This is a genomic window from Tenacibaculum sp. SDUM215027 (genome assembly GCF_050566205.1).
Lineage (GTDB): Bacteria > Bacteroidota > Bacteroidia > Flavobacteriales > Flavobacteriaceae > Polaribacter.
In genome coordinates this window covers 1-12,804 of sequence record NZ_JBNXUE010000005.1, presented here as the reverse complement: position 1 = coordinate 12,804, position 12,804 = coordinate 1, and the positions used below count along the sequence as shown (strand labels likewise).

Here is a 12,804-nt window from a genome sequence, read left to right as displayed (position 1 = left end):
CAGCATAGAACAATTGTATTATGAGCCTTTCAAACTTAGCAATAACTTTTAGAGATCAGGCAGCTGCCAATAATGGTAATATTACTATTAATTCAGCAACATTTATAAATTCTCAACTGACTCCTCCTGAAGACTTGGACGAATTGTTGTCCAAAGGATATCAATTACCAGAAGGAACCTTTTTATTGATAGATACTTCTGAAACTACAATACCAGATCCTGAGGGAGATACATTAACCATATCAGAAGCAAGTGCAACTGTACTTAATGTAGATAAAACAAATACGGAAGTAACTTTGATGATAAATGCAGATACTGATGGTAATGTGCAATTTATAATACAAATAGATTTAAGTGACTGGAAGTTTGATACTAGTTGGAAATATATGACAGGAGGTGTTTTTGATGGATTACCGTACACAACACCTACATTTGTTTTCAGTACTAAAGAAATTACAGAATATACCTGGCAAAAAAATATAATTTCCTTGATACAAGGACAAAACTTTACGTCCTTTATAACATTATCAGACTGGTTAGCTGAAACCACTAAGTTTTTGACCTCTTGGTCGGTTACAACTAAAATACCTCTTTATGGTAAACTAGACCCTTCTGAGGTTAATGAGGAAACCTACCTTTTTCCTAATATAAATTTAGCAGCACCAATAAAAGCACAACCAATATCTTTTTTATTTCTTGAAGTAAGTAATCCATCAATTGGTTTTGTAATAGATTCATTTTTAGAAGATAATAACGAAAGTTTGTTGTTGAATGGTAACGAATTAATCTTGATGGATGAAGATACCGATGAATCAGTAGTGCAAACTCCTTTCCTTTTTTTTCAATTAAAGTTACATATAGGAGACCAAATTCTCTTGGATTTTAATACTTCTGTAACACCTGAAACTTCTTCTTTTGTTATTTCTGTTAATTCAGAACCAGATACAGCGGTGACTCCTCTCGATTTATTTTCGTTGATGGCTGGGAATAATTGGTTTAGTAATATTCCTCCTGTGTTACAACAGTTTCTCAACGCTATCGGATTTAAAGGGTTTACAGCAGTAATTGATTTTAGTAATGGATTAAAATTCAATAGTGTTTCAACAACAGTAGGTTCTACAAAACCTTGGGTATTATTTGATAATTTCAGTATTGAAGAGTTTGATGTAAATTGGTTAATTATTGGACCTGGAACTACAAATGCTCAAACACTATTTTTTACTTCAAGAGTAAATTTTTTTCCAACCATATTCAAAGGAGGTTTTGATGTAGAAATTACTTCTGATCTTACTTTATCAGCAGCTTTTGATGGAACCGTTTCAATTAATGATTTATTAGCAGCCATAACAGGCGGTTTTATAAAAATACCAGAAAGTTTGGTAAGTGTAGTATTTACAGGGTTTGGTATTGATATGGATATTAATAGTAAATACTATGCATTTTTTGCATCAGGAGATATTGAAATGAACCTTATTACCAATATATCATTAACTGATGCAGCATTACAACTTACCTCTACTTCTCCAGTAACAGGAACAGGTTCAAATGTATATACAGCTGCTATTAGTGGTCTTTTCTCTATAGGAGATTTAAGATTGCAATCAGCAGTAAATTATAATTCTTCAACAGAAGATGGTGGGTGGGATTTAAGTATAAACATGCCTGCAGGTGACAAGTTAAACTTAGGGCAATTGGTGGATGGATTGTTTAAAAAAGTAGGCTTTGAGTTACCTACTAGTTTTTTACCAGCAGATTTGTCTATTACTAGTTTTGATTTAACCGCAGATATTCCAAATGGAGAGGAAAAAGGTTCTTATGAAGTTAAAACGAGCATAGAGTGGAAGTTCACTTTTCCTATAATTAATCAGAGAATTGATATTGCTGCAGCGTTAGCCTTAAAGTTTGATGCAACCAAAGCAGCAGGAAAGCAATACTCTGGTGGTGTAATGGGAAGTGTTTTACTTGAATACTTTAATGCAGAAGTTAAGATTGGTTATAATTTTGATGGTGATGACCAATTATTAATGATTGAATGGGAAGGATTCATTGCTAAATATAATGTTGCGGGAGAAAGTAGAACTATCATTTTTGAGATTAAAAACTGGAGTGTAGGGTCGTTACTTACCTCATTTATGAAGATGTTGTTCGATCCTAACTTTGAATTAGATGCTCCTTGGGATATACTCAATAAAATAAGTTTAGACGGATTTAAGGTTACTTATAATTTAGATACCAAAGAGGTAGTAGTAGATTATAAATTACCAAAAAGTCTTGATTTAGTATTCATTACAATCAACGGTATTAAGCTAACAAAAAATGCACAAGGTGTTCAAATAGCATTTGATGGTAGTTCAGTAGTACCAGCAATTAACGACAGTAATGTCTTTAACAAAGAAAAAGGACAAGATGTAAAAGATATGCCAGAAGTTCCTGGTCAAGGAACACAGTATTTTGAGTTACGCTTATTAGCAATGGGACAACATGTTGAGTTAAATAATGCAGCTCAATACCAATCTATTAAAGAAGTTACAGATGCTATGGAAAAAGCATTTGATACTCCAGAAAAAGGCAAAGTACCTATTGGTCCTGGTTCAGGAAACTCTTTACTTTCATTTAATGAAAATTCAAATTGGTTAATAGGAACCGATTTTGGAATCCTTAATGTTGGTACCAAAGAAAAACCGGTATGGACATTAGAAATGCAAGCCGTATTCAACGATCCTAATTTATACGGTTTACGAATTGCCATGGCAGGTGATAAAGCCAAAATTTTTGCAGGCTTGGATTTTGAGATTATGTATAAAAAAATCTCAGATGGAGTAGGAGTATATCAAATAGCGCTTACACTACCAGATGCATTAAGATACTTACAGTTCGGTGCAGTCAATATCACACTTCCTTCTATTGCCTTGGCCATTTATACCAATGGTGATTTTATGGTAGATATAGGATTTCCGTATAAACTTGATTTTTCAAGATCCTTTACTATACAAGCTATTGTACCACCAGGAATTCCAGCAATGGGGTCAGGAGGTTTTTATTTTGGGAAATTAAGTAGTGCTACAACCAAAAAAGTACCACAAACAAATTATGGTAATTTTAATCCGGTAATTGTTTTTGGAATAGGCTTACAGGTAGGTGTTGGTTATAGTATTAACTATGGGGTACTAAAAGCTGGATTTAGTGTTACAATTTTTGGTATTTTAGAAGGAGTTATAGCTACATACCATCCATATCAAGGAGCACTTCAAGAAAACAATAAAACAGAAGTAGAAACTTCTTATTACTATTGGTTGCAAGGTACCCTTGGGTTAATAGGTAAATTGTATGGTTCTTTAGATTTTGGAATTATTTCGGCATCTGTAAATATTACAGTAAAAGTATATGCACAAGCAATTTTAGAAGCATACAACAAAATGCCTTTGGCTATTGTAGCTTCAGTAGATGTAAGAGTTTCAGCAAAAATAAATTTAGGATTATTTTCTATTAAAATTAACTTTAGTTTCAAAGCAGAAATACGAACAGATCTTACAATCGGTACAGATCAAACAAGTATGGCTCCATGGAACAGACAACTTTCAGAATCTGTTGATGGTAACTATCTAGTATATGCAGAAAAATCAAGTAGATTAATTGAGTTGCCTATAAAACCAATACATTACAACTCTAAATTAGTAGTAAGTGCAAAAGAGAAAGCACCTACACTTAATATTTATTTAATTCCACACCTAACAGTAGCTGGATCGGAAAATGGCGATTTAAAAAATCAGAAAGCTCAGTATGTTACTACACTATGGATTGATGCCCCTGATGCTGAAAACCCTGATGGCACAGTTACTTCTTCATTTGAGTATTTAAGTCAAGATTTTTTTAGATGGTTAATACAAAACTATGCAGAAGAAACAGCAACAGAAAGTACAAGAACTACAACTAATGGATTAGCAGTATCAGAAACCGATTTACAGGTCTTATTAGCACTATTATCAAACGAAAATACGCCATTACCAATTCCTACAGATAAATTATTATCATTCCTTGAAGATACTTTTGAGGCTGTAAACATTCAAAATGTAACAGAAAGCTCAAAACTTGAAACAGTAGCTGTATTTCCGATGTTTTTCGATTTAGAACTATCTGTTCCAGACGCAGGAGTTGATGTGAATTTCAGTACCTATAATATGGCAACGGATGAATATCTATCTGAAGTTAAAAAATGGTTTAATGAACTCGCAGTAAAAGTATCTGAAGAAAATGTTAATACAGCCTTGAGAAAAAGTGCAGCAGTAGAACATTCATTATCAACATTTGTTTTTGAAGACTACTTTGTACTTATAGGAAAACAACTTATAGGATATGCAGAAGACGCATTAAAAAACTATACTTATCCATTATCTAAAGGTAATAGCCTAAATGCCATGGCAAACTGGGCAAATAATATTAGTACTTCTAATGGAGTAACAAATACTGTTAAGATAAGTGATATTTCTAAAGCGAACCAATCTCACCCTTTAAAAGGAGGAGTTGATGTTCAGATTACAGGAGTAATGTACACTATTCTTGATGGTGATAATTTTGTTTCTATTGGAGCTAAATACGCCTTAGAAATAGCGTTGCTGATTACACAAAATGCAACCATTCCGGGAGTATTACAAGTTCAAGAAATTACGTATGACTCTAAGACTTATACAGTAAAACCTACAGATACTATTAACGATATAGCTAGAGGATTACAAACTACAGTAGCAGATTTAGCCAATGATTCAAGCTTTCAAAAAAATACACTTCTAACTACAGAAGCAAACTTAACTGTAGCAGCTACAAACTATACAGCAAAAAGTGAAGATACCTTTGCAGGAATAGCTAGTACCGTATTTAATAATATTTCAGTTTCAGATTTATTACTACAAAATCAATCTGTACCAGGACTGTTTATAGTAGGTAATTCATTTGTTTATAATAGTGTTACTTATACTATTGTGCCTGGAGATACCCTAACAGGTATAGCAAAAAAACTAAGTACTCCTACTAATAAGGTAACGGTAAATGATCTTGCTAATGGTACACAAATTCAATCATTACAAGTACAGCCGCTAGGAGTATTGTTAGTTCAACCTTTTGTACACACAACAATAACTTTTACCAATCCTGACGATGCAGAAACGCTAGGTAAAATAGCTCAAAAATATAGTACAACTCCAGAAGTTTTAGGAACAAACTATCATAACCAACAATTAAATGATTTATTCTATAATTCAGATAATTACAGTACAGTAAATATTCCAGAATTAGGATGTTTAGACGTACAAAGTATATTAGATTATTTTAAAGCAAACCATTCATATACACAATTATCGGGTATGGTATCTCGATACCAACTTCATGGAATGAGGTTACCAACTACCTTACCAGGATTAACACTCAATGCAAACTCTCCATGTACAGGTGATGATTGTGCTTTATACCAATTAACAGGACAACAGTTTGAAGTTCCAAGCGATGTTAAAGAAGGATTTACGATCAACTTAATTAATACTACATTAAATTGGTTACAGTTTAATGGAGAAGTTCCTTCTGGAGACCCTAAAAAAGCAACATTACCAATAAAATTAACTGCAGAAGATATATCGCAAATTTCAACAGTGGTTAATTATGCTGAGCAAACAGGTATTGAGCCAGATATTTTAAAACTGGCAGCTATGACACCGTATAATTTAACTCCAGTTCAATATACATTCCAAACCGTAACACAATGGAGTACTTCAGGAGAGGTAAACCTACCTTATGGTAATTTAGGAAGCCAAACAGAAGTCTCTCCTTTAATATGGAATTTCCCATCAGGTTTATTACAGCAAATAGCGTTGCCAAAACGAGCTGGTACAGCAATGGATATTCAAATAGGAACGTATAATGCTGCAACAGGAGTTATGGACTATAAAAACTCTGAGTATTATGGTTGGTCTACACTATTAGAAATAGATATTAAAAAACAAGCAGATGATACTGCTCCGGGTACAAGTGCATTTACTTATGAGTTAATAGGAGCAAATGAGTCAGGAACACAGATTTTAGAAAGATTATTAAGAGTTTTAAACCCTAATTCTTCTAATAATAATCAAGGGGTAATTGAAGATATACAGTGGTTATATGAAGGAAGTGATGGATTACTTTCTGTTGGAAACCTAAATATGAAAACGTTTATTGTTCAATCTAATTTATCAACAGAAACAAATCCCGTACAATTAAAATCATTACAGAAAGGTCTTGAAGTAGAAGAATCTGAAAAACCTAACGGAGTTTTAAATTCATTATATGATTTTGTAAAACTATTATGGGAGTGTAGTATTACAAGATCTGGAGGATATTATTTATTATACAATGAAATTGAAGGAAATACAGGTTTCCCTGATACTATTTTTGACAGTTCAGGAAACGGAACAATTTCATTACTGGTTACTTATAGTAATTCATACAATAATATTCTTAAAGATTTTATGAACTGTGCTATAACAGGAGATAAAATAGATACTTCATCTTCTATCGTTTATGCAGAGTCAAAAGCTCAACGAGATTTAAGTTATACAACAACTTTAGCAAATGAAACGCTACAAAGTATTTCCTCTCAATACAATATATTAATTAGCGAGTTAGCTAAACTTAATGAAATAGATGTAAAACTTAATACATCAGCAAAACCAATTATTTTAAACGGGTTGCAATATGAAGTTGGTCTTCCGTCAGATACACCATCTAATAATTTAACAGCCATAGCAGAGTATTTTAAGGTTGATTCAAATGATGTAAAAAATCTTAATCCAGATATTGATAATTGGGATGATTTAACTGTATGGGAATTAATAGAAATTCCTACAGTTACTTACCAGATAACAAGAGGCGAGGGTACTCCAGGTAATACATTACAAAGCATTGCTAGTTATTACTTTATAGATGTTGATACACTATCTTTTATAATTAAAGATGCTGCTGTTTTTGCGGTAAGCACAACCTTTACAATAGTTGATCAGGTAGTACATAAAGTATCATCAATTCAACAAGGTACAGCAGGGTTTGAGTTAAGTCGTACAAACCCAGGTACTCCACCAGATAACCCAAGTAGTGCTGGTTATGCAGAAACCTATTTAAATAATCTATATAATTTATTAAACTATCAAATAGTAGCTAACAGATATTTTAACAAAAGTATTGTTGGCTTACCTTCTGGTCCTGCAAATACAGATGAAGAAAATAAAGAAAATGCGAACTCTGTTTGGAACTATAATCAAGTAATCCCTATAGCACAGTATGCAATAGATAACCCTAATAATTCTTACCCAGAAGGATTCCCTCAAAAAGAAGATAACCCTTATAGAGGTATAGGAAACACATTACAAATACATTTTGATTGGGTAGATTATTATGGTAATGAAACCGTAACACCATTTAACAATCCAACGCTAAACACAAAATCACCTCTTAATAATCCACCAGTGCAAGTAGGATACCTTGATGAATTAAAAGGTTTCTCACAGTGGCCAAGTTTGTTTATTACCTATGATGTAAAATTAGAAAATGATACAGACAGAGAGTTGTTATTAAATTTCTCTTTTGATATTACAAGATATCAAAATACAGATGGTAAACCTTGTGTGTCTGATCCTAATGATCCAGATGCGCCAGATTATCAAAAAAATGCATTACATGACTTAGCTGTATATACCAATATATATTATCAAATAAATCAATTTAATCCTTATAAAAAAGATCAGAATACAGTAACCCTAACCTTAAGTACTTCACTACTTCCAGGGGTTGAAACTGATGTAAGTTTAGAACCAATTAATAATTTTGTAAAAGAAATTTACGCTTATTTATATGCAGTAGCGTACTGTAAAACGGTTCCTACGGCTCCAACAATGAGTTCAATAAAACAACCAGTGGCTATTGAAAATTTAGAAACAGCTTCTATTTTTGAGTTAACAGTAGCATTACGTATGGAAAGAGACCTTTCTTTTGTTAATAACGATTTTAAAGATAGCCCATCGGTTACTTCAACTAGTACCTTGGTTCAACCTAATACGTATGTTCCAACTCTTGGAGAGGAAAATAGTGCTGGAGAAAAAACACAAAATCATTCACTAACAGATTTTGCCGTTAATTTAGAAAAGACTTTTTATCAAGAAAATGAATACGTACTTAAAGTAACTACAGGTATAGATAAAGAGTTGGTTGGAAGCCAGAAGAATGAATCTATTTACATTGTAAGAATGGGTCTAAAACCTGGTAACGGTATTTATTGGAATGTTGAGCCAGCAGGATCTTATGAGCTTACAAACAATTCAATTTCGAAACTACCAAAATCAGGAGTTCCTAATTCTGTAGTAGATAAACTTACTCCATTAGTAGGAACCATATATATGAGTAAGGCTAGTTTTGATGAAGCATTGCAGGGAGTTCTGACCAATGAGGAATTCAGTTTATATAAAATAAAGATCTATACGTATAGTTTATTAAATGCATCTTTCTATGCACCGTTACCAATTTCTACCAGTTTAGTATCTAAAAAAGATGTTCAAATATGCTCTTATGTTACAGGTAAAGGACTAGATTGTGAAAAAGGTACAGTAAAGAATTTTACAGATGTTGATATGGATATCTGGGGAAAACAATGTTTGGATGCAATTGACCTTTTCTTAAGCTCAGAATATGCAGTACCAGCATTTTTGGTAGACCAATTAAAACAGAAAGAAGAAGAAGAAGTTTTAAAAGGTTTAGAAACAGATGCTACATCTTTCCTTGAAGCTATAACCAAAGCTAAATCATTATTAGCAGAAACCATTTCAACTAAGGTAGAGCCAATTCTTACAGCACCAGAAGTAAATGAAGCAAGAAAATTAAATGCTCAAGAAAAGTTCAAACAACAATTACTCATTCAGTTAGGAAACACCTATTCTGTTAATACAGTAGTACAAATGCAAGTTACAGCAGAGTCTGGAATAGCAAGAAAAGAAGCAAATCAAATAGCTCCTCGCTTGTATGGTACTCCAAGTATTGTTAATAATGCAGAAGGAGATAGTAAACTATATTCAATTTCAAATGCTAAAATACAGTTAGATTACGAAGACGGAGAAAAAACATCAGATATATCTTTCATCTTTTCTACTAAAAATTCCAAAGAATTTACCTCAGTAGCTTTAGGTATGGATTATCAAATTACCCATGTTGAATTTGATATTACAGATGTGCCAGATGTAAAAGGCTATCAAGCTTCAAAATGGTTAACATTTATAGTACCTGTTAATTTAGCTGAAACAGTAGAACCTAATTTTGATAATTCTCCGTTACAACAATCTTTAGGTACAGTAGATATTCCTATAGTTCTTCGTAATTACCCAAAACCACCAACGCTAACAACTCAAGAAGGTAAAGCAGTGTCAGTAGCAGGTAATACAACGAAAGAGACTCTTGAAAAAGCATCAGAATGGAATTTTACCTATACCTATTCTGAAGATCAGGCAGCTCAAGATCAAATTTATTCAGATATTAGGTTTAATATTTTTGATAGTAAAAACAATAAAAGCCTACGCAAAGCTAGTTCTCGAAACCTATTTAACGATATGGCACAAATGGTGAGTGTATGGTCGTCGGTGTTAAATGATATGACTAAGTATTTAACTCTTATATCTCCTACATCAGATGAAACTGATTCAAACCTTAACAAAGCATTTTCTGCAATGAAAGCCATGGTGCAGATAACTAATAATTTGGCAGTAGCTTGGAGTGAACATAATAATAACAATAATAATATAGCAGCTTCTAATAATTCTTCTCTAGTAAAAACTCAAGAGCCTACAAGTGTATATAATTTTATTATACAGCAAAATGAAGATTCGTATTTTACTACTACCTGCGATTGCCAAGGAGGAAAAGAGTGTAAGCGTTTAGTAGTAAGTATAGTACTGCCTGAAAATATGTCTGAAATAGACAAGCAGTTATTTTTGAATAAATTCAGTTTGGCTGAGATACCTAACGCACCATTAATCAACATAAAAAATTATACAAGAGTACAAGCAACGGATGAATCTGGAACGCCTATTGAAAACTCGTATTGGTACGTAAAAGATCCTAAAGCTAAAACAAAGAAATACTTAGGATACCCTTGTTCTTTTGAAATACCAAATAGAACGGTTGAGGTAAACGGATTAAATGTATTACAGTTCCAAAATACTTGGGCAGGAATAGCGGTAATTAGAAATGAAGGATTAGTAGAAGATAACCCTACAAACCCTGAGTTTATTTATAGAACTCCTTTAATTAGATTTTCTAATAAATTAATACCGCTGCTTAGTAATAATACAGAAATTAATATTGCTAAAATAATAGATGAAAAAGGAAGCACCGTATCCTTATCAGAGCATTTGGCAACATTCTTTAAAACGTTCTTTACGTACGATGAGTTACAACAACAAACAATTAAAATAACAGGATATTGGAATTATTATTTACAAGAAAAAGAAGGAAGTGATCTACCTCCGGTTCAATTACCAATATTACTATATACGCCTTTCTCTTTTGATATTCCTAAAGATTATACAATACCAAATGAAGGATGTTCTGGAGAAATTACTTCTACTACACCTTTTGTATGTCAGTTAGCAAAAGCATTAGAAAAATGGTACGAAAACAAAAAACCAGCAACAACAGATGCTTATTTTTCATTTGATTTGTCTGTGTTTTCTGAGGTAGAAGGCGCTAATTTACCACTAATACAATTATCAAACTTAGTACTGCCATACAAGAACATAAATAACTTATAAGATAACTTTTAAAAGAGAGTAAATAAAAAAAAAAGCGGACTAAGGTCCGCTTTTGAGTTTAACAAAGTTCTTGTTTACAATCATAAAAACAAGCACTAAATTCTTCTTTAGTCTGAAAATTTTGCGATCTACAAAAGTCAAAGCATACACTACAAGTAGGTAATGCACCTCCTTTAACAAGCTTCTGTTCTTTCTTTGTTAATGTTAATCCTAAGTTTAAAATGTTTTGTAACATAATTAGTTGTTTTAAGTTTTTTAAAAATAGCCTATTAGTGTTTCTTAATCTTTTGAAAAACCGTAAAAAAAGTAAGGTGTTCTCATACTTTTATTAAAAGAGTAGGAGAGGGCAATCTGTTTTTTAATTCCTGTCATTGCGAGGAGGAAAGGACGAAGTAATTTGTTTCTTGACTACCGTCATTTCGATGGAGGTTACGACTGAGAAATCTCAGGATTAAGAGTAACTATGATGAATGAGATTTCTCCTTCTAGTCGAAATGACGGCTTTAGGTTTGTGGGATTACGTCACTCCATTATATTTCATTCATAATAACGTTGAAATGTCAGTTCGAGTGATTTTGTGCAACGTAGTGGAACAAAATAGTATCGAGAACCTTGTTACAATCCAATACCTCTCGATATAAAATTCCCTTCACTTCGTTTCGTGAATTTCACTCGAAGTGACAGTTAGTTGTTAATTGTCGATTTGTTTTCTAAGGACGGTTTTTACCGTCATTGTAAAGGTGATAAAGAAGTGTAATAAATAAAACTCGACCTATTTTTATTTTGCTGGAATCCGAGGCTATGGAGTACAAGAGAGTCCAAAGAGTTTACGGTCTGGATTCGAATACGGAATACAACGTAGAATTCAAAAAAGGAAAAATACGTCTTGATTTTTTGTTTCGTTTTGTATCAAGACAAAATGAAAGTATATGTTTATGAGTAACTATTATTCATGGGGTTTCTCACACTTCGCTACTGCTCGGTTCGAAATGACTGTTTTGTTTGTCGTAGTATTGTTCTTTTTCCATTGATGAAAAAGAACCAAAAAATCTAGTCTTTCGAAATCTCCACTCGAAAATTATCATCCTCGAAACTAAATGAAAAGAACTCATTTCATTCAAACAGCTTTTCATTTTTGACGTTTCTTGCGGTGTAATTTTTGGCTTGTTTTCTAAGGACAGTTTTATTACTGTCATTTCGAAGAAGCGATTTTATGAGCGATAGAGAAATCTTAGGGTTATGAGTAACTAACTCCCATTTATGAAATCACGTCACTTTACTGTGTTTCATTCATAAAGAAGTTGAGATGTCAGTTCGAGTGATTTTGTGTAATAAAGTAGTATCGAGAACCTTGTTATTACAGAATACTTCTCAATACAAATTCCCTTCACTACATTTTGTAAGTGTCACTCGAAGTGATAGTTAGGTGTTGTCTTTATTTTAAAGAGTAAGGAACCTTATTAAGAGTATTCGTAAGTACGTCGTTTTTCTAACCAAGAGCTCACACTACCTAACTCTAGGGCTTGATAAAAATTAGGCTCTTTTAGAATACAATCTTGACTTGAAGTAGGATCTATTTTAATAAAACGGTATAAAACCAACTTTATAATAGATTCTCTTACTGTTTCATAAGTAGCATTGGTATGTTTGTTGGTATCAATTATTTTTTGAATAAAATTGTCTATTCTATTAAATTTAGTATCCGTTAACAAGGCTTTAAAAACTTCTTCTTCCATAATTCATGATTTTATGTATACAAAACTATCTATTTGAATAAAGATTTAAAAGGTGATATATGCAGAAAAAAATGCGGATTTCCGAAGTGTTTTTATCGTAATTATGAAGAGTGGGGAAGGAGTAACCTGCTTCTAGACTATCGTCATTGTGAGGCACGAAATAATCTTTTCCTCGATGACTGTCATTTCTGTAAAGGTTAACTAATTCGTTGACATTTTTGGTTAAAAATATTAGGAGCCACACCATTTAAACTTTG

General features: G+C 32.5%; 2 protein-coding genes. One reads left to right on the top strand and one right to left on the bottom strand.

Annotation, left to right across the window (positions count from 1 at the left end; all coding sequences use genetic code 11):
• The first annotated feature begins 20 nt into the window (after window positions 1–20).
• Complete coding sequence (locus tag ACQYZ7_RS11700) at window positions 21–10,811, top strand: LysM peptidoglycan-binding domain-containing protein (RefSeq protein WP_430729927.1); 10,791 nt, start codon at window positions 21–23, stop codon at window positions 10,809–10,811.
• Window positions 10,812–12,271: 1,460 nt separating this feature from the next.
• Here the strand turns inward: ACQYZ7_RS11700 and ACQYZ7_RS11695 are convergent.
• Window positions 12,272–12,547, bottom strand: coding sequence for a hypothetical protein (locus ACQYZ7_RS11695; protein WP_430729926.1), 276 nt, complete (start codon window positions 12,545–12,547; stop codon window positions 12,272–12,274).
• Window positions 12,548–12,804: the final 257 nt, after the last annotated feature.